Origin of the sequence: Roseomonas sp. HF4, from assembly GCF_005222755.1 — a bacterium.
Classification (GTDB): domain Bacteria; phylum Pseudomonadota; class Alphaproteobacteria; order Acetobacterales; family Acetobacteraceae; genus Neoroseomonas.
This window is the reverse complement of sequence record NZ_STGD01000005.1, coordinates 191777-210411: the sequence shown is the minus strand read 5'-3', so window position 1 is coordinate 210411 and position 18635 is coordinate 191777. Positions and strand designations below refer to the sequence as shown.

At 71.6% G+C, this 18635-nt stretch carries 15 protein-coding genes; 11 read left to right on the top strand and 4 right to left on the bottom strand.

Going from position 1 to position 18635, the window contains the following annotated elements:
- Window positions 1-53: 53 nt before the first annotated feature.
- Entirely contained in the window at window positions 54-332 is a 279-nt protein-coding gene (locus tag E8M80_RS10225) for an usg protein (protein ID WP_137125580.1), read from the bottom strand.
- A 301-nt stretch (window positions 333-633) separates the two neighbouring features.
- Here E8M80_RS10225 and groES point away from each other — a divergent pair, with 301 nt between their 5' ends.
- The 7 genes from groES (at window position 634) to E8M80_RS10190 (ending at window position 7097) form a co-directional block, all read left to right on the top strand.
- Window positions 634-948: a co-chaperone GroES gene (groES, locus tag E8M80_RS10220; protein WP_137125579.1), complete on the top strand. Its 315-nt coding sequence runs from the start codon at window positions 634-636 to the stop codon at window positions 946-948.
- Window positions 949-999: 51 nt separating this feature from the next.
- Window positions 1000-2646: a chaperonin GroEL gene (gene groL / locus E8M80_RS10215; RefSeq protein ID WP_137125578.1), complete on the top strand. Its 1647-nt coding sequence runs from the start codon at window positions 1000-1002 to the stop codon at window positions 2644-2646.
- Window positions 2647-2902: 256 nt separating this feature from the next.
- Window positions 2903-3106 carry a cold-shock protein gene (locus E8M80_RS10210; RefSeq protein ID WP_137125577.1) on the top strand — a complete coding sequence of 68 codons (204 nt, stop codon included), beginning with the start codon at window positions 2903-2905 and terminating at the stop codon, window positions 3104-3106.
- Window positions 3107-3129: 23 nt separating this feature from the next.
- Window positions 3130-4089 (top strand): threonine dehydratase, encoded by a 960-nt coding sequence (locus E8M80_RS10205; RefSeq protein WP_137125576.1) that lies wholly within the window; start codon window positions 3130-3132, stop codon window positions 4087-4089.
- The gene (locus tag E8M80_RS10200) at window positions 4086-5264 is read left to right on the top strand and encodes an amidohydrolase family protein (RefSeq protein WP_137125575.1); all 1179 of its coding nucleotides are present in this window, start codon (window positions 4086-4088) and stop codon (window positions 5262-5264) included. The genes E8M80_RS10205 and E8M80_RS10200 overlap by 4 nt, the downstream gene beginning before the upstream one ends.
- Complete coding sequence (locus tag E8M80_RS10195; RefSeq protein ID WP_206035605.1) at window positions 5261-6007, top strand: enoyl-CoA hydratase/isomerase family protein; 747 nt, start codon at window positions 5261-5263, stop codon at window positions 6005-6007. Before E8M80_RS10200 ends, E8M80_RS10195 begins: the two co-directional genes overlap by 4 nt.
- Window positions 6008-6428: 421 nt before the next feature.
- The gene (locus tag E8M80_RS10190; protein WP_170979317.1) at window positions 6429-7097 is read left to right on the top strand and encodes a DUF2459 domain-containing protein; all 669 of its coding nucleotides are present in this window, start codon (window positions 6429-6431) and stop codon (window positions 7095-7097) included.
- Between the two features lie 157 nt (window positions 7098-7254).
- Here E8M80_RS10190 and E8M80_RS10185 read toward each other — a convergent pair whose 3' ends face one another.
- From E8M80_RS10185 to E8M80_RS10175, 3 genes are all read right to left on the bottom strand, one after another.
- Window positions 7255-7767 (bottom strand): hypothetical protein, encoded by a 513-nt coding sequence (locus E8M80_RS10185; protein ID WP_137125573.1) that lies wholly within the window; start codon window positions 7765-7767, stop codon window positions 7255-7257.
- A gap of 65 nt (window positions 7768-7832) precedes the next feature.
- The gene (locus E8M80_RS10180; RefSeq protein ID WP_137125572.1) at window positions 7833-10619 is read right to left on the bottom strand and encodes an ATP-dependent DNA helicase; all 2787 of its coding nucleotides are present in this window, start codon (window positions 10617-10619) and stop codon (window positions 7833-7835) included.
- Between the two features lie 346 nt (window positions 10620-10965).
- Window positions 10966-11979 carry an aspartate-semialdehyde dehydrogenase gene (locus tag E8M80_RS10175; protein ID WP_137125571.1) on the bottom strand — a complete coding sequence of 338 codons (1014 nt, stop codon included), beginning with the start codon at window positions 11977-11979 and terminating at the stop codon, window positions 10966-10968.
- A gap of 190 nt (window positions 11980-12169) precedes the next feature.
- Between E8M80_RS10175 and E8M80_RS10170 the strand changes: the two genes are divergently transcribed.
- From E8M80_RS10170 to pgmG, 4 genes are all read left to right on the top strand, one after another.
- Entirely contained in the window at window positions 12170-13795 is a 1626-nt protein-coding gene (locus E8M80_RS10170; RefSeq protein ID WP_137125570.1) for a lysine--tRNA ligase, read from the top strand.
- On the top strand, window positions 13792-15750 hold the full coding sequence (locus E8M80_RS10165) for a phosphatidylglycerol lysyltransferase domain-containing protein (protein ID WP_240789975.1): 1959 nt from the start codon (window positions 13792-13794) through the stop codon (window positions 15748-15750). Before E8M80_RS10170 ends, E8M80_RS10165 begins: the two co-directional genes overlap by 4 nt.
- A gap of 87 nt (window positions 15751-15837) precedes the next feature.
- On the top strand, window positions 15838-17139 hold the full coding sequence (locus E8M80_RS10160) for a UDP-glucose/GDP-mannose dehydrogenase family protein (RefSeq protein WP_137125569.1): 1302 nt from the start codon (window positions 15838-15840) through the stop codon (window positions 17137-17139).
- Between the two features lie 10 nt (window positions 17140-17149).
- Window positions 17150-18562: a phosphoglucomutase/phosphomannomutase PgmG gene (gene pgmG / locus E8M80_RS10155; protein WP_137125568.1), complete on the top strand. Its 1413-nt coding sequence runs from the start codon at window positions 17150-17152 to the stop codon at window positions 18560-18562.
- The last annotated feature ends 73 nt before the right edge of the window (window positions 18563-18635 follow it).

The following is an 18635-nucleotide window of genomic DNA, read 5'->3' as shown; positions in this document are numbered from 1 at the left end:
CCGCAGCCGAAAGCCCTGCGGGTCGCTTCCTTGGCCGGCAGGCTGGACCCGATTCAGTGGAGCGTAAACACCCCATTGGCGTAGCGGAGCTCGGCTGGCCGGGTCAGCGCGGCGGTGGCGACGCGGACGGAATGCAGCGGGCCTTCGATCTCGCGCCGCCAGAAGTCGAGGAACTGGCTGAGTTCCGGGAAGTCCGGCGCCAGGTCCACCTTCTGCCAGACGTAGGTCTGCAGGACATGCGGATGGTCCGGCAGGTGATAGAGGAGCTCCGCCGTGGTCATCTGCCAGTCGCGGACGCGAAGGATCGGTTCCAGTCCCTGCAGCGCGGTCATTCTGTCCCTTCCTCGGTGGGGTGGGCCGTGCGGTTTCCGGGCGGTGGTGGGTCTCGTCCGCCCGCCATCCGTCATCAGATTGCCATGCGCCGTGCCAGCGGGATCAAGAAAAATCTTTGATTATCAGCCGATTAGCACTCGCCCTCGATGAGTGCTGCCGAAGACTTGACGTGCGAGGGTGCGGGCTCTAGATCGCTGGCACTCCTCTGGGGGGAGTGCTAACGGCCGGGGCGCTCCGGCGACCGGCCAGGCTTCCCAGGGCGAGCCGTCATCAACCAGAGGCTCAAGGAGAGGACATTCCATGAAGTTTCGTCCCCTGCACGACCGCGTTCTCGTTCGCCGCATCGAAGCGGAAGAAAAGACCCGCGGCGGCATCATCATCCCCGACACCGCCAAGGAGAAGCCGCAGGAAGGCGAAGTGATCTCCGTCGGCGCGGGCACGATCAACGACAAGGGCGAGATCCGTCCGCTCGACGTCAAGGCCGGCGACCGCATCCTGTTCGGCAAGTGGTCGGGCACCGAGGTGAAGCTCGATGGCGAGGAGCTCCTGATCATGAAGGAGAGCGACATCATGGGCATCCTCGAGGGTTCCGCCGAGGCGAAGAAGGCCGCCTGAGGCGCCGCTTCGTCCGACCCCCGACACACAGACATCAAGAGGTAGAGACACATGGCTGCTAAGGACGTGAAGTTCGGCGCCTCCGCCCGCGAGCGTATGATTCGCGGCGTGGACATCCTGGCCGACGCGGTGAAGGTGACGCTCGGGCCCAAGGGCCGCAACGTCGTGCTCGACAAGTCCTTCGGTGCGCCCCGCATCACGAAGGACGGCGTGACGGTCGCGAAGGAGATCGAGCTCGCCGACAAGTTCGAGAACATGGGCGCCCAGATGGTGCGCGAAGTGGCCTCGAAGACGAACGACCTGGCCGGCGACGGCACCACCACCGCGACCGTGCTGGCCCAGGCCATCATCCGCGAGGGTGCGAAGGCGGTCGCCGCCGGCATGAACCCGATGGACCTCAAGCGCGGCATCGACAAGGCCGTGGCCGAGATCGTGAAGGAACTCGAGACCAAGACCCGCAAGATCTCGACCTCCGCCGAAGTGGCGCAGGTCGGCTCGATCTCCGCCAACGGCGAGACCGAGATCGGCGAGATGATCGCGCAGGCGATGGAGAAGGTCGGCAACGAGGGCGTGATCACGGTCGAGGAAGCGAAGAGCATCCAGACCGAGCTCGACGTCGTCGAGGGCATGCAGTTCGACCGCGGCTACGTCTCCCCGTACTTCATCACGAATGCGGAGAAGATGGTCGCGGAGATGGATGACCCGTACATCCTGATCCACGAGAAGAAGCTGTCGGGCCTGCAGCCGATGCTGCCGCTGCTCGAGAGCGTGGTGCAGTCCGGCCGTCCGCTGGTGATCATCGCCGAGGACGTCGAGGGCGAGGCGCTGGCGACCCTGGTCGTCAACAAGCTGCGCGGCGGCCTCAAGGTCGCGGCCGTGAAGGCGCCGGGCTTCGGCGATCGCCGCAAGGCGATGCTGGAAGACATCGCGATCCTGACGGGCGGCGAGGTCATCAGCGAAGACCTCGGCATCAAGCTCGAGACCGTGACGCTCGCCATGCTCGGCCGCGCCAAGAAGGTGCGGATCGAGAAGGAGAACACGACGATCGTCGAGGGCGCCGGCAAGAAGGAGGACATCCAGGGCCGCTGCGAGCAGATCAAGGCGCAGGTCGAGGAGACCACCTCGGACTACGACCGCGAGAAGCTGCAGGAGCGCCTGGCGAAGCTGGCCGGTGGCGTTGCCGTCATCCGCGTCGGCGGCTCGACCGAGATCGAGGTGAAGGAGCGCAAGGACCGCGTCGACGACGCGCTGCATGCGACCCGCGCCGCGGTCGAGGAAGGCATCGTCCCGGGCGGCGGCGTCGCGCTGCTGCGCGCGTCGACCAACCTCGCCGGCCTCAAGGGCCTGAACAACGATGAGCAGGTGGGGATCGAGATCATCCGCCGCGCCATCCAGGCCCCGCTGAAGCAGATCGCCGAGAACGCCGGCAAGGACGGCGCGGTGGTCGCCGGTGAAGTGCTGCGCTCCGACACCTACGTGTTCGGCTACGACGCGCAGAAGGACGAGTACAAGGACCTGGTGGCCGCCGGCATCATCGACCCGACCAAGGTCGTGCGCACGGCGCTGCAGGATGCCGCTTCGGTGGCGTCGCTGCTGATCACCACCGAGGCGATGGTCGCCGAGCGTCCCGCCAAGCAGTCGGCCCCGGCCGGCGGCGGCGGCGGCGACATGGGCGGCATGGGCGGCATGGACTTCTGATCCGTCGCGGATCGGAAGCGGATTGGGGGCGATCCTTCGGGACCGCCCCCTTTTTCGTTGCCCGCCCGCCTGGATTTCGTTGCGGATGCGGGCGCATCATTGACGCTGCCTTTGCGATCTGCGCCAGATTGAGAGGCCAGCCGATCCTTGCCTCGCCTTGCCGTGCCTCCGGATGCCCGGTCGCCCCAAGCCGATCCCGGGCCCGGCCGGCATTTCGGCGCAGTGTCTGCGCCGGTGGCGACAAGGAGAGGATCGCATGGCGATCGGCACCGTGAAGTGGTTCAACGCGACGAAGGGCTTCGGCTTCATCGTCCCCCAGGATGGCGGCAAGGACGTCTTCGTCCACATCACCGCCGTGCAGAAGGCGGGCCTCACCGGCCTCAACGAGAACCAGAAGGTCAGCTACGACGTCGAGAACGAGCGCGGCAAGGCGGCCGCGGTCAACCTGAAGATCGTCTGAGATCCCGGCGCGCCGCATCGCCGATGTTCACGCTGGACGACCTCGAGGCGGCGGCGCGCCTCGTCCACCGCGCATTCCCGCCCACGCCGCAGATCGACTGGCCGTTGCTGGCCCTGCGGGCGGGCACCGAGGTCTGGGTCAAGCACGAGAACCACACGCCGACCGGCGCCTTCAAGCTGCGCGGCGGCCTCGTCTATATGGAGCGCCTGGCGCGCGAGCGGCCCGGGGTGAAGGGCGTCGTCAGCGCGACGCGCGGCAACCATGGACAGTCGCTGGCCTATGCCGGCCGGCGGCACGGCGTGCCGGTGACCATCCTGGTTCCCCGCGGCAACAGCGCCGAGAAGAACGCCGCCATGCGCGCGCTCGGCGCGCGCCTCATCGAGCACGGCGAGGATTTCGACGCGGCGCGCGAGGAGGCGATGCGCCTCGCCGCCGCCGAGGGCCTGGAATTCGCGCCGTCCTTCGCGCGCGACCTGGTGCTCGGCGTCGCGACCTATGCTCTCGAGTTCTTCCGGGGCGCCCCGCCGCTCGACGCGCTGTACGTGCCGATCGGGCTCGGCTCGGGCATCTGCGGCTGCATCCTGGCGCGCGACCTGCTCGGGCTTTCGACCGAGATCATCGGCGTGCAGTCCACCGGCGCGCCATCCTATGCGCTGTCCTTCGCGGCGGGGCAGGTGGTGACGACGCCGAGCGCCGCGACGCGGGCCGACGGTATGGCGACGCGCGTGCCGGACCCGGCCGCGCTCGCGATCATCCGTCGCGGCGCGGCGCGCATCGCGATCGTCACGGACGACGAGGTCGCGGCCGCCATCCGCGCCTACTGGCAGGACACGCACAACCTGGCGGAGGGTGCCGGCGCGGCGCCGCTCGCCGCCCTGCTCCAGGAGCATGACGCGATGCGCGGCCGTCGCGTCGGGCTCGTGCTCTGCGGCGGCAATATCGACCTCGACCTGTTCCGCGACTGGGTGCTGGAGAGAGCATGACCGACCTGCTGCTGCGCAACGTACGCCCGATGGGCGGCGCCGCGACCGACGTGACGGTGCTGGGCGGGCGCATCGCCACCGGCCCGGCGCCTCGCGGCGTGCCCGTCGAGGACGGCCGCGGCCTGATGCTGCTGCCCGCCTTCGTCGAGGGCCACACGCATCTCGACAAGACCACCTTCCACCTGCCCGACTGGCTGGTGAACGAGGTCGGGCCGCGGATCGAGGACAAGATCGACACCGAGCGCGAATGGCGCGCGCGCACCGGGCACGACGCGGGCGCCGCCTCGCTCGCGATAGCGCGGGCCTTCCTCGCGGCGGGCACGACGCGCATCCGCAGCCATGTGGACGTCGACACCTCCGGCAGCACGCGGCACATGGAGGGCGTGCTGGCGACGCGGGACGCGATGCGCGGGCTGCAGGAGATCCAGGTCGTCGCCTTCCCGCAATCGGGCATCCTCGGCCGCCAGGGCACCGAGGCGCTGCTCGACGCGGCGCTGGCCATGGGCGCGGACATCGTCGGCGGCCTCGACCCCTGCGCGATCGAGCGCGACCCGGTGCGCCACCTCGGCATCGTCTTCGGCCTGGCGGAGAAGCACGGCAAGCCGGTCGACATCCACCTGCACGAGCCCGGCACCATGGGCGCCTTCTCGCTCGACCTGATCCTGGACCGCACGCGGGCGCTCGGGATGGAGGGGCGGGTCGTGGTCAGCCACGCCTTCTGCCTCGGCGACATTCCCGAACGCGACCGCGACGCGCTGCTGGCGCGCATGGCGGCGCTTGGCGTCGCGATCGCAACCACGGCGCCGGCCTCGCGCCCCGTGCCGCTGGTGGCCGCCTGCCGCGCCGCGGGCGTCACGATCTTCGGCGGCAATGACGGCATCCGCGATACCTGGACGCCTTACGGCTCCCCGGACATGCTCGAGCGCGCGATGCTGATCGGACTGCGCAACAACTTCCGCCGCGACGACGAGGTGGCGATCGCCTTCGACTGCGTCAGCGCCGCCGGCGCGAAGGGCTGCGGCTTCGCCGATTACGGACTGGAGACCGGCGCCCGGGCAGACCTGGTGCTGCTGGATGCGCGCAGCCTGGCCGAGGCGGTGGTCGCGCGACCGCCGCGCCGGCTCGTGGTCTCAGGCGGCCGCGTCGTGGCACGCGACGGCGCGCTGACGGCGTGAGCGCGCCGGTCGAGGTCGCGCGGGACGGCGAGACGGTCACCATCACCCTGGCACGGCCCGAACGCGGCAACGCGATCGACGCGCCGATGGTGGCGGCCATCGAGGACGCGGTGGAGGGCGCGCTGGCCGGCGGTGCGCGGCTCCTCGTCTTCCGCGGCCAGGGGCGGAACTTCTGCACCGGGCTCGACCTGGCCGACATCGACGCATGCAGCGACGGCGACCTGGCGCTCCGCATCCTGCGCATCGAAGTCCTGCTGCAGCGCATCCATGGCCTGCCCGTCACGACGCTGGCCGTGGCCGGCGGGCGCGTCTTCGGCGCAGGTGCGGACCTTTTCGCCGCCTGCGACCACCGGATCGCGCTGGACGGCGCGTCCTTCGCCTTCCCCGGCCCAGCCTTCGGGCTAGTGCTCGGCACGGGGCGGCTTGCGGGGCTGGTGGGCGCCGGGGCGGCGCGCCGGCTGCTCCTGGCCGGGGAGACCCTGCCGGCCGAGCGCGCGCGCGGGCTCGGCCTCGCGACGCAGGTGATGGCGGAGGATGCGCTGGAGGAGGCGCTCGGCACCGTGCGCGCGGCGGCAACGCGCCTCGATCCCGCGACGGTCGCCGCGCTTTACGGGCGCACGCGCAGTGCCGAGGACGCGGCCGATCTCGCGGCGCTGGCCCGTTCCGTGGCGCGCCCGGGGCTCAAGGCGCGCATCCTCGCCTATCGCGCCGAAGCCACCGCAAGGCGACTGCCGCGCGCCTGAGGCGCCGCCCGCATCCGGCGGATGAGTTCCCGACCGGCAGTTCGAGTGGTCGCGGTCGTCGGTGCCGCGAAGCCAGGGCCGGCGGAGGCCGGCCGCCCGGCGACCCCCGGGCACGCAGGCGAAATCTCCGCGCGCCGCGTACCATGCGAACGGCGCGAGACTTTGAACTGTGCCAAAGCCGCGAATGCGGCCCGCCCGAAATCCGACAAAAGCCAACGAACCCGGAGGGTGCCGCCCGGCGCCTGAGGGCACGAAAAAGCGAATGTCAGCGGTCGAACACTTCTAATGCTGGTATCCTGTTGCGCGGCCGCGTGGCCTGGCCTGGCCGGTCCGGACGAAGCGTTCCGCGTGGCGAACCCAAGGTCGCAGCATGAGGTCGAGGCAACATCCCAGCGCCACGCGGAGGACCCTGTTGCGAGGGATGGCGGCGGCATCCCTGGCCGCGCCGGCGATGGGCTGCGCCATGGCCGACCCCGCGCCGATCTCGGACCTCGGCCCGGTGCCGCAGGGCTCCATTCCGCTCACCCTCGTCTCGCGCGAATGGCACACGGATATCGGCGTGCCGGTGCACATGCTGGACGCGCCGACGCGCGAGGACTGGCTGAACGCCGTGCCGCGGCGGGACTGGTCGGAGATCGTGCCGCGCGACGGGCGCATCACCTTCGGCTTCGGCGCCAAGGTCTTCATGACCGCCGCCGCCCCCGGCGTGGAGGAGGCGCTGGCCGCGCTGATGAACGCACCCGGCGTCGTGGCCGTGAGCGGCCAGCCGGCGCGGCCCGAGGATCTCGGCGAGATTGACGACCTTGCCGAGGTGAAGGTGACGCCGGAGGGCCTCGGGCGCATGCTGCGCTTCGTGCGCCAGCAGGTGGAGCGCGACGCCGCCGGGCGCCCGTCGCTGCTCGGTGGCTTCTTCCGCGGGCGCAAGCTGTTCGACTCGCGGCTGCGCTACAACACCGACTTCACCTGCAACACCTGGACGCTGCAGGCGCTGCAGGCGGCGGGGCTGCCGGTCAGGCCGGACGGGGTGGTCTGGTCGCGGCAGGTGATGCGCCAGGTGCGCCGCGTGGCGGAGCACCAGGCCGCAGCGTAGCCGCCGCGCCCTTCCTGGAGGGCGGGGCGCGTCAAACCAGCGGCCGCACGCCCTGACTGGTCACGCGGTCGCGCGGCCGCTGTTATGGCTTTGATTTCGCGCGCAGCCGCCACACCAACCCTGCTCGCTGATACGTCCGGCGATAGCGCCAGCCGTATCAGGCCGCGGCGTCCACCGGCTGGTAGGGCAGGCGCTTTACGCGGTCCATGTTCATGCCCTCGATCCGCAGCAGGCGCGTGGGTCCGTCGCGGCGCGGCGAATGCAGGATGCCGGGCTCGTACAGGTAGGCGTCGCCGGGCTTCATCGCATAGTCGCGGATGCGCTTCGCCTTGCCCGGGGTGCCTTCGCTCGGTCGCGCCAGGCATTCCCAGTCGGTCATGACCGTCTCGCCCGCGGCCTGGCCGTAGATCGCCCAGGACGGCCCGTGGTCGTGCGGGCCCGAGGTCTTGGCGTCGTGATAGGCGTGGGCCAGCACGGTGAAGCCGAGCTCCGGATCCTCGTAGAGCACCTGCCGCTCGGGCGTCCTGTCGGTGATGTTGGCGGCGACGAAGGCGGGGTCGGCCAGGGCTTCCCGCACCAGGTCGCAGACCATCTGGCGGCCGTCCGTGCCGGGGTGGTCCTTGAGCGCCGTGCGTGCGCGCGCTACGAAGTCGTCGAGGGTCATGGGCATGGATCTTCTCCTCCCGCATGGTTCAGGGGCAGAGAATGCTCCCGCAGGGCGCCGGACGGAAGGGGTCAGGCCTCGGCCAGGAAGCCCCGGGTCTCGGCCACCGCCTGCGTGAGGCCGAGGCGGCGGATCAGCACCCCCGGCGGCAACCCGTGCAGCAGGCGCGACGGCGCCGACCGGTCGAGCAGCACGAAGACCCCCTTGTCGTCGGCCCTCCGGATCAGCCGCCCGAAGGCCTGGCGCAGCCGGTGGCGCGCCACCCGGTCGTCGTAGTCCTTGGGCCGCCCACCGGAGAGATGCAGGCGCCGCTCCCGGTGCAGGATGGTCGGGCGCGGCCAGGGCACGCGGTCGAAGACCAGTAGGCGGAGCGAATTGCCCGGCACGTCCACGCCGTCGCGCATCGCATCCGTGCCGAGCAGGCAGGCATGTTCCTCGGCCCGGAAGACATCGACCAGCGTCGCGTTGTCCATGGCATCGACATGCTGGGCATAGAGCGGGATGCCCGCATGCTCGAGCGGCCCGGCGATGCGGGCATGGACGTCGCGCAGCCGCCGGATGGCGGTGAAAAGACCGAGCCCGCCGCCACCCGACGCCAGGAACAGCGCCTGGAAGGCGGCGGCGACCTGGCCCGCATCCTCCTTCGCGACATCCGTGACGACCAGGCAGCGCGTGCGCGCCCCGTAGTCGAAGGGGGAGGGCACGGCGGCGCGGATCGCAGGGTTGGGCAGGTGGGCGGCGCCGGTGCGGGCCTCGGCCTCCCGCCAGGCGGCCTCGGGGTCCTCGTCCTCCGCCTCGGCCTCGTCGCGCAGCGTGGCGGAGGTGATCAGCACGCCGTGCGCCGGCGCCGCGACGCTCCGCGCGAAGGGCTCCGTCGGGTCGAGGTGGTGGCGGTGCATGCCCGCATCGGTGTCGCTGCCGCCGCGGCGTTCGAGGCTCAGCCAGTCCACGAAGGTCGGCCGCGTGCCGGGCTCCGGCGGGTCCGCCTGCAGGGTGGCAAGCATGCCCTGCCACGCCTGGATAGGCATCAGCGCGCGGCGGTCGAGCGCGCGGCAGGCGGCCTCGATACGGATGCGGTCGGCGACCTCCAGGGTCTCGGCCTCCTCCTCGAGCCGGGCTGCGAGACGTTCCCGCAGCGCCTTCAGCGGTTCGCCGAGGCGGTCGAGCGCGCGGCCGAGCGCCTCCGCCGCGCCCGGCAATGCCGCCGAGACGGGAAACAGGTCGCATTCGGAATCGTAGAGCCCGGCCTCCGCCTTATCCCGCGTGCGGGCCAGGACCTGCTCGCGCACGGCGCGGAGATAGGCCTCGGCGGCATTGGGGGTCGCGTCCGGGTCGGCGCGCAGGTCGTGCGCGAGGCGGGAGGGCCAGCCCGGCACGGGCAGGGCGCGCGCGGCGTGCAGCGCGGCCTCGAGCGGCGTGAGCAGGTCGGGGCGCTCGCCGGCCAGGTCCTCGATGCGCCGCCGGAGGCCGCGCGCGCGGGACCGGCCGCCCTCGGCCCCCAGCAGCCAGCGGCGGAGTTCCGCCATCTCGCCGCCCGTGAGGTCGGCCGAGAAGGCGCTGTCGGCCGCGTCGAACAGGTGGTGGCCCTCGTCGAACACGAGCCGGAGCGGCGCGCCGTCCTCGCCGCCGCCGAGCGCCGCCTGGACCATGACGAGCGCATGGTTGGCGACGACGATCCGCGCCGTCCGGGCGCGGCGGATCGAATGCTCGACGAAGCAGGCCTTGTAGTGCGGGCAGGCGGAATGGATGCATTCGCCGCGCCGGTCGGCCAGCGGCAGCACCGCGCCCGGGCCGAACAATTCCCCGATCCAGCCCGGGAAGTCGCCGCCCATCAGGTCCCCGTCCCGCGTCGCCAGCGCCCAGCGGGCGACGAGGCCGAGCGCGACCGCCAGGTAGGGCGGCGGGCCAGCCGATGTCAGGTCGTCGAGGTTCAGCAGGCAGAGGTAGTTCTCCCGCCCCTTCCGCAGCACCACGCGGCGGCGGCGCTCCTCCGGGTCCGGGAACAGGCGCGCGGTCTCCTGGTCGATCTGGCGCTGCAGGTTGCGGGTGTAGGTGCTGATCCAGACCGGCGCGCCGTTCTTCTCGGCCCAGAGGCTGGCGGGCGCCACGTAGCCCAGCGTCTTGCCGGTGCCGGTGCCGGCCTCGGCCAGCACCAGGGCGGGTGCGCCCGGGTATTCGCGGGGCGCGAAGGCTGCGGCGGCGGCCGAGGCGTAGTCGGCCTGCTGCGGGCGCTGCTCGGCGCCGGCGCCCAGGATCTCGGCCAGGCGCCGGCGAGCCTCGGCCGGTTCCACGGGAAACGCCGAGGGCGGCGGGGGCGGGGCGCCCTCCTCCCATTCCGGCAGGCGGCGCCAGACCTTGTAGGCGCGCGCATCCGGCTTCGCCTGTGGCTCACCGAGGGCGGCGAGGACCGAGGGTGCCCAGGGCCAGCCGGCCTCCCCCATGCGCGCGGCCAGCCCCGCGGCGTCGCGGTTGCGGGGCAGGGCGCGGGTGTCGGCCAGGTGGCGCAGCAGGCTCGTGGCGATCTCGGGCAGCAGGGCGGCGGCGGCCTCGTCGTCCTTCGGCAGCGGCAGGTCGAGGGCAAGCGCCAGGCCGCGCGGTGTCGGCGCGCAGGGCTCGGCCGGGCGGCAGAAGGCCAGAAGGGTGAGCAGGTCGTGCGCCGCCTCGAAGCCCGGCAGGCCGAGGCGGCGGGCCGTGGCCGGGGCATGGACGAGCATCGGCGCCGTGCCGCGCACCGCCCGGGCAGCCGCGACAGTGTCGAGGATTTCGATCTCGCCGTCCGCCGAGAGCAGTACGGCGCGGCCGATGCCGGCGACGAGCGCGGGCACGTCGGGCAGCAGGAGTCGCGGTGCGGAGGCCATGGGGCAACCTAGAGCAGCGCCCGACCGGACGGAACCGCGGGCGGATCCGTCCGGTGGGGCATAAAATACTCCAGAATATATGTTTTTCGGAGCAGGCGATCCGACCAGGCGATTCCAACCGGTCGGGTATTGCCCTCGGAGGCGCGCGGGTCGGCCGCGGGGGGGCGTGATGAGGCGCGACCTCTCTCTCAGCCAAAGGCCGACACGCCCAGGGAAACGGGCTTCGGGCACCTTGCGCCGACGTCCGTGGCGGACCGGACAGGCGTGCCGAGCCCCCCTGCCCGGTGCCGGGTGACGGTTCGCAAAGGCCCTTCGGCCTCTGCCGGGGAGGTCTGGAGGGGCGGCCTCAGGCCGCCTTGCGCGCGACCATCGGCAGCCGCTCGGCGATCTGCACCGCGTTGAGCGCCGCGCCCTTCAGCAGCTGGTCGCCGCAGAGGAAGAAATCGAGCCCCCGCTCGCCGAACACCGGGTTGGCGCGGATGCGCCCCGCCTCGACGTCGTCCTGGCCGGTCGCGTTGATCGGCATCGGGTAGAGGCCGTGCTCGGGGTCGTCCACCACCTTCACGCCGGCGGCGCGGCGCAGCACCTCGCGCGCCGCTTCCGGCGTCACGGGGCGCTCGGTCTCGATGGTCACGGCCTCGGCATGCACGCGCATGGTCGGGATGCGCACCGCGGTGCAGGAGATGGGCAGGTCGGGCAGGCCCATGATCTTCCGGCTTTCCCAGGCGACCTTCATCTCCTCCCGCGTGTAGCCGTTCGGCTGGAAGGCATCGATCTGCGGGATGACGTTGAAGGCGAGCGGCCAGCGGAACACGTCGTGCCGCGCGGCAGTGCCGTCCACCAGCACGCGGCGCGTCTCGCGCTCCAGCTCCGCCATGCCCTCGGCCCCGGCGCCGGAGGCCGCCTGGTAGGTCGAGACGATGACGCGCCTGAGCCCGAAGGCCTGGCGGATCGGCTCGAGCGCCACGACCAGGATGGCGGTGGTGCAGTTCGGGTTGGCGATCAGCCTGGCGCCGCCGATCGCGCCGGCATTCACCTCGGGCACCACCAGCGGCACGTCGTCCTGCAGCCGGAAGGCAGAGGAATTGTCGACGACCGTGACGCCGGCCTCGACCATCGCGGGCGCATGGGCCTTGGCGAAGTCGCCGGAGACCGCGAGGAGGGCGAGGTCGAGGTCGCGCATCTTCGCGTCGGAGAATTCCTCGATCTCCGTCTCGCCGAAGGGCGTGGTCGTTTTCGTGCCGGCGCTGCGGGCGGAGGCAAACAGCCTCAGCGAGGTGACCGGGAAGGCCCGGCGCCCCAGGACGTCCACAAGCTCGCGGCCCACCGCACCGGTGGCGCCGACAATACCGACCCGCATGACCCTCAGGTCCTTCTCGACGGTTGAATGGGCGGGTTCCTTAGCGCAAGCGCCGCGTGGAACCAATGCCTTCGGGGAAGGGCGGCCCCCCGTGCGGGGCATGGTGCCGGCCGCGCGCGCGGCCGGCTATCGCGCCCGGGCGCGCGGCCACCTATAACGCGCCTCCGCCTGTCTGGATGAGTATGCGACCGTGTCGACCGCCCCCGCCGATCTTGCCGCCACCCGCGCCTGGCCCTTCGAGGAGGCGCGCAAGGTCGCGGCGCGCGTCGCGAAGTCCGGCAAGGCATCGGCGCTGTTCGAGACCGGCTACGGCCCGTCGGGCCTGCCGCATATCGGCACCTTCGGCGAAGTGGCGCGCACCACCTGGGTCCGGCGCGCCTTCGAGATGCTGACCGGCCGGCCGTCCCGCCTGATCGCCTTCAGCGACGACATGGACGGGCTGCGCAAGGTGCCGGACAACGTGCCGAACAAGGAGATGCTGGCCCGGCATCTTGGCCGGCCGGTCACGGCCATCCCCGACCCCTTCGGCACGCATGAGAGCTTCGGGCACCACAACAACGCCCGGCTGCGGGCGTTCCTGGACGCCTTCGGCTTCGACTACGAATTCGCGTCGAGCAGCGACTACTACCGTTCCGGCCGCTTCGACGCCGCCCTGCTGCGCATGGCGGAGAAGCACGAGGAGGTGCGCGGCGTGATCCTGCCGACGCTCGGCCCCGACCGTCGCGCCACCTATTCGCCCTTCCTGCCCATCCACCCGACGACCGGCGTCGTGATGCAGGTGCCGATGGAGGAGGTGCGCCCGGCCGAGGACCTGCTGGTGTGGCGCGACCCCGAGACCGGCGAACGCCACGGCACGCGCATCACGGGCGGCCACTGCAAGGCGCAGTGGAAGGCGGACTGGGCGCTGCGCTGGTATGCGCTCGGCGTCGACTACGAAATGTCGGGCAAGGACCTGATCGACAGCGTGCGGCTGTCGTCCGGCATCTGCCGCGTGCTCGGCGCCGATCCGCCCGAGGCGTTCACCTACGAGCATTTCCTCGACGAGCAGGGCCAGAAGATCAGCAAGTCCAAGGGCAATGGGCTGACCATCGAGGAATGGCTGCGCTACGCGCCGCCCGAGAGCCTGAGCCAGTTCATGTACAACCAGCCGCAGCGTGCCAAGCGGCTCTATTTCGACCAGATCCCGCGCGCGGTGGACGAATACCTGCAGCATCGCGCGCGGCTGCGCGTGGCACCGGACCCGGCGGTGCCCGCGTGGCACATCCATGGCGGCGCGGCGCCGAACGACCCCGAGCCGCCGGTCTCCTTCGCCATGCTGCTCAACCTCGCCTCGGTGGTGAATGCCGACGACCCGGCGATCCTCTGGGGCTTCCTCGCGCGCTACGCGCCGGGCGCGACGCCCGCGACGCAGCCCATGCTGGCGCGGCTGGTGGAGCACGCGGTCCACTACTACCGGGACTTCGTCGCGCCCACGAAGCGCTTCCGCATGCCGAGCGAGGCGGAGCGCGAGGCGCTGACCGCGCTGATGATCGCGCTGCGCGACCGCGCGACCGACCTCGAGGCGATGCCGCCCGAGGACCGCGCCCGCGCGATCCAGGACCTGGTCTACGATGCCGGCCGCCGCGAGCCCTTCCTCGAACCCGGCAAGGACGGGCGCATGGGTGTCTCCCGCGGCTGGTTCAACGCGCTGTACCAGGTGCTGCTGGGGCAGGAGGAAGGGCCGCGCTTCGGCGGCTTCGTGGCGCTCTACGGCATCGCCGGCACGATCGGGCTGATCGAGACGGCGCTGGCGCGGACGGAGCAGCCCACCGCGTGACCACGGGCGGGCGCGCCCTGGCGCTGGCGAAGCGCTACGGGCCCACTCTCTTCGGACTGCTGCTGCTGGCCGCGGCGCTGTTCGTCGTGCAGCGGGAGTTCCGCAACCTCTCCTGGGCGGACATCCGCGGCGCGGTGCATGCAACGCCGGCCGCGGCGATCTGGGCCGCGGCCGGCTTCACGCTGCTCGCCTACCTGATCCTCACGGCCTATGACCGACTGGGATCTGTCTATGCGGGGTATCCGGTGTCCTATGCGCGCACCTCGCTCGCGTCCTTCGTTGCCTATTCGCTGGCGAACAACCTCGGCTTCGCGACGGTGTCGGGGGCGGCCGTGCGCTACCGCTTCTATGCGGCCTGGGGCCTGCCGCCCGTGGCCATCGCGAAGGTCGTGGCCTTCACCTCGCTCACCTTCGGTCTCGGCGGCTTCGCGCTGGGCGGGCTCGTGCTGGTGGTGGAGCCGGAGGTGCTGCCCTTCTTCGGCGACGGCGTGCCGCGCTGGGCGATGCAGACGGTGGGCGCGCTGCTGTGGTTCATCGTCGGCGGCTACATCATGCTCGCGCGCTTCGTGCCGCATTTCCGGCTGTTCGGCCACCAGATCGACCTGCCGGGCTTCCGCATGGCGCTGGCGCAGACGCTGCTCGCCAGCGCCGACGTCGCCGTGACGGCGCTGATCTTCTGGGTCCTGCTGCCGCCGGCCGAGGGGCTGACGTTCCTCCATTTCCTCGGCATCTACGTCGCGGCCTACACGGCCGGGATCGCGGCCAACGTGCCGGGGGGCATCGGCGTCTTCGACGGCGCGATCCTGTTCGGCCTGGCGGGCTACCTGCCGGCGCCGGAAGTGGTCGGCGCGCTTCTGCTCTTTCGCCTGTTCTACTACATCGCGCCGCTGTTCCTGGCCGGGGTGATGTTCGCCGGCTTCGAGGTCAGCCAGCGCCGCCACCTGCTGGACCGCATCGCGCCCGAGCGCGGCGTCGCCATCTCCTTCGAAGTTCCGGCGATGGCGGCGCTGGTCGTAGTGGCAGCGGCGACGCTCATCTTCATCGGCGCCCTGCCCGCGCGCGTCCTCCACCTCGAGGGCATCCAGGCGATGTTCGAGGAGGCGGGCAGCCACTTCGCCGCCTCCGTTGTGGGATCGCTGCTGCTGGTCGCGGCCTACGGGCTGGTGCGCCGGCTTGCCATCGCCTGGTGGGCCACGATGCTGCTGCTGGCCAATGGCGCGCTGATCACCTGGCTGCGCGGGGAGCCCTGGTGGCTGACCGCGCTGTTCGTGCTGCAGGCCGCGCTGCTGGCGACGGTGCGGCCCGCCTTCTACCGGCGGGCCCGGCTGAGCGCCGAACCGCTCTCGGCCGAGGCGGTCGGCCTGATGGGCGCCGGGGCCATCTGCGCTTTGATGCTCGCGGGCGTCGCCTACCAGGGGGTTTATGCCGACCTGTCCTGGTGGGGCCTGGTCCTGGCCGGGGAGGTGCCGGGTCTCCTTCGATTCGCGGTCGGCCTCGCCGGCGTGCTCCTGCTGGCCGCGGCCGTGCGGCTGCTCCGGCCCGCCCTGCCGCCTGTGCTGCCCTATGCGCCCGCGCTGCGCGACAGGCTCGCGGCCTTCGGCGCCATAGCGCCCGCGGAGGGCGGTGCGGATGGCGCCGTGCTGGGCGAGGGCGGCCGCGCCGGCTTCGCGTTCGTGAAGCGGGACGGGATCTGGCTTGCGCTCGGCGACCCGGCCGGGGAGGAGAGGGACCGCGTCTCGGCCATCTGGCGCTTCCGCGACATCTGCGAGCGCGCCCGGGTGGACCCGGCCTTCTGGTCCGTGGGGCCCTCGTTGCTCAGGGTCTATGCCGATATCGGCCTGACCGCCTTCCCGCTCGCCGACGCGAACGGCCAGCCGCGCTATCTCGCCTGCCGCGCCGAGCGTGACCTCGAGGCCCTGCTGCCCCTGCTGCCGGAGGCCGAGCGTGACGGCTGAGGCGCTTTCGCGCGCCGCCGGGGCGCTTGCAACCGTCGCGCGGGCGGGTCATTGCAGCCCTATCGAGCGACTTCGCGAGGTACCCTGATGCGCATCGCCATGATCGGCGCCGGCTATGTCGGCCTCGTCTCCGGCGCGTGCTTCGCCGAGTTCGGCGTGGACGTGACCGTGATGGACGTCGATCCCGACCGGATCGCGGCGCTGCGCGCCGGGCGCATGCCGATCTACGAGCCCGGCCTCGACACCTTGGTCGAGAGCAATGTGCGGGACGGTCGGCTGACCTTCACCACCGACCTCCCGGCGGCGGTCCGGGGGGCGGATGCGGTCTTCCTCGCGGTGGGCACGCCGACGCGGCGCGGCGATGGGCATGCGGACCTCAGCTACGTCCACGCGGCGGCGGAGCAGGTGGCGCGGGCGGCTGAGGGCCCGCTCGTGCTCGTGACGAAATCCACCGTTCCGGTTGGCACGGGGCGGGCGGTTCAGGAGATCGTGCGCCGCGTCCGCCCGGATGCCGGGATCAGCGTGGCGTCGAATCCGGAATTCCTGCGCGAGGGCAGCGCGATCGGCGACTTCATGCGCCCCGACCGCGTCGTCATCGGCGTGGAGGACGCGCGCGCGCTCGAGGTGCTGAAGCGGCTCTATCGCCCGCTCTATCTGATCGAGACGCCGGTGCTGGCCGTCAGTCTCGAGAGCGCGGAACTGATCAAGTACGCGGCCAATGCCTTCCTCGCGACCAAGATCACCTTCATCAACGAGATCGCGGATCTGTGCGAGAAGGTGGGCGCGGACGTGCACGACGTCGCGCGCGGCATGGGCCTCGACGGGCGGATCGGGCGGAAATTCCTCCATCCCGGGCCGGGCTATGGCGGGTCCTGCTTCCCGAAGGACACGCTGGCGCTGGCGCGCACGGCGCAGGATGCGGGCAGCCCCGTGCGGCTGGTCGAGACCACCATAGCGGTGAACGAGGCGCGCAAGGCGGCGATGGCCGACCGCATCCTGGCTGCGCTCGGCGCCGCCGCGGGCCGGCGCGTCGGCGTGCTCGGCGTGACCTTCAAACCCGAGACGGACGACATGCGCGACGCGCCCTCCCTCGTCATCCTGCCGCGACTGGTCGCGGCGGGGGTGGAGGTCGTGGCCTACGACCCGCAGCCCGCCCATGCGCGGCAGGCGTTGCCGGCGGCCGTCGCCTTCGCCGACAGCGCGGTCGGTGCCGCCGAGGGCGCGGATGCCCTGGTGGTGCTGACGGAATGGAACGAGTTCCGCGCCCTGCCGCCAGGCCGCCTCAAGGCCGCCATGAAGGGCGATATCGTGCTCGACCTCCGCAATGTCTGGGACCCGGCCGCGATGCGCGAGGTCGGGTTTGCCTATTCCTCCATCGGCCGCCCGTAAGGGAGAGACCATGACCGCCTTCCGCCACCGCTTCGACCGGACCGTGCTGCGCGAATACGACATCCGCGGCATCGTGGGGAAAACGCTGAAGCCCGAGGACGCCTTCGCGATCGGCCGCTGCTTCGGCTCGGTCGTGGTGCGGGCCGGGGGCAAGCGCGTGGCCGTGGGCTATGATGGGCGGCTGCATTCGCCGGAGCTCGAGGCCCAGCTGGTCGCCGGGCTGCGCGCCTGCGGGCTCGAGGTGGTGCGGATCGGCCTCTGCGCCACGCCGATGCTGTATTTCGCGGCCTATGACCAGGAAGCCGCCGGCGCCGTGATGGTGACCGGCAGCCACAACCCGCCGGACTACAACGGCTTCAAGATGATGATCGGCAAGAAGCCGTTCTTCGGCGCCGCGATCCAGGAGATCGGGCGCATGGCGGCCGAGGGCGACGTCGTGCCGGAGACCAAGGGCAGCGACCGCGCCGTCGATATCGCCGAACGCTACGCCGACCGCGTGATGCAGGACTGGGACGGCGGCGACCGCAAGCTCAAGGTCGTGTGGGATCCCGGCAACGGCTCGGCCGGACCGATCGTGAAGGCGCTGACGGCGCGGCTGCCGGGGACGCATTTCGTCATCAACGGCGACGTGGACGGCACCTTCCCGAACCACCACCCGGACCCGACGGTCGCCAGGAACCTCGAGCAGATCATCGCCGAGGTGGCACGGGAGAAGGCCGACCTCGGCATCGCCTTCGACGGCGACGGCGACCGCATCGGCGTCGTGGACAACGAGGGCCACATCCTGTTCGGCGACCAGTTGCTGATCGTCCTGGCGCGCGATGTCCTCAAGGCGAAGCCGGGCGCCACCATCATCGCCGACGTGAAGGCCTCCCAGGTGCTGTTCGACGAGGTGGCCAAGGCGGGTGGCGCGCCGCTGATGTGGAAGACCGGCCACAGCCTCATCAAGGCCAAGATGGCCGAGACCGGCAGCCCGCTGGCCGGCGAGATGTCGGGCCACATCTTCTTCGCCGACAAATGGTACGGCTTCGACGACGCGCCCTATTCCGCCGTGCGGCTGCTCGGCATCGTCGCGCGCATGGAGGGGACGCTGGCAGAGGTGCGCGCCGCGCTGCCGCAGGTGATCAACACGCCCGAACTCCGCTTCGACTGCGAGGAGGCGCGCAAGTTCGAGGTGGTGCAGGAGGTGAAGGATCGCCTCGCGGCCTCGGGTGCGAAGGTGCAGGCCGTGGACGGTGTCCGCGTGCTGACCGAGGATGGCTGGTGGCTGCTGCGCGCGTCCAACACCCAGGCCGTGCTGGTCGCGCGCTGTGAGGCGACCTCGGAGGCCGGGCTCGACCGGCTGAAGGCACAACTGGTCGAGCAACTGGTCGCGAGCGGGCTCGAGGCGCCGGACTTCTCGGGCGAGAACGCGGGGCATTGACGCCCTTCCCGCCGCGGCGCGGGGCGGTCTAGCCTTTCCCTTCCGGCCCGGGACAGGGCTGGCGAGGGAGGTC

Bases quoted from the DNA above. Each gene is read 5' to 3' on its own strand.
- E8M80_RS10210 (WP_137125577.1), top strand. From the start codon at position 2,903: ATGGCGATCGGCACCGTGAAGTGGTTCAACGCGACGAAGGGCTTCGGC.
- E8M80_RS10205 (WP_137125576.1), top strand. From the start codon at position 3,130: ATGTTCACGCTGGACGACCTCGAGGCGGCGGCGCGCCTCGTCCACCGC.
- E8M80_RS10160 (WP_137125569.1), top strand. From the start codon at position 15,838: ATGCGCATCGCCATGATCGGCGCCGGCTATGTCGGCCTCGTCTCCGGC.
- E8M80_RS10175 (WP_137125571.1), bottom strand. From the start codon at position 11,979: ATGCGGGTCGGTATTGTCGGCGCCACCGGTGCGGTGGGCCGCGAGCTT.
- groES (WP_137125579.1), top strand. From the start codon at position 634: ATGAAGTTTCGTCCCCTGCACGACCGCGTTCTCGTTCGCCGCATCGAA.
- pgmG (WP_137125568.1), top strand. From the start codon at position 17,150: ATGACCGCCTTCCGCCACCGCTTCGACCGGACCGTGCTGCGCGAATAC.
- E8M80_RS10180 (WP_137125572.1), bottom strand. From the start codon at position 10,619: ATGGCCTCCGCACCGCGACTCCTGCTGCCCGACGTGCCCGCGCTCGTC.
- E8M80_RS10200 (WP_137125575.1), top strand. From the start codon at position 4,086: ATGACCGACCTGCTGCTGCGCAACGTACGCCCGATGGGCGGCGCCGCG.
- E8M80_RS10185 (WP_137125573.1), bottom strand. From the start codon at position 7,767: ATGCCCATGACCCTCGACGACTTCGTAGCGCGCGCACGCACGGCGCTC.
- groL (WP_137125578.1), top strand. From the start codon at position 1,000: ATGGCTGCTAAGGACGTGAAGTTCGGCGCCTCCGCCCGCGAGCGTATG.
- E8M80_RS10225 (WP_137125580.1), bottom strand. From the start codon at position 332: ATGACCGCGCTGCAGGGACTGGAACCGATCCTTCGCGTCCGCGACTGG.
- E8M80_RS10190 (WP_170979317.1), top strand. From the start codon at position 6,429: ATGGCGGCGGCATCCCTGGCCGCGCCGGCGATGGGCTGCGCCATGGCC.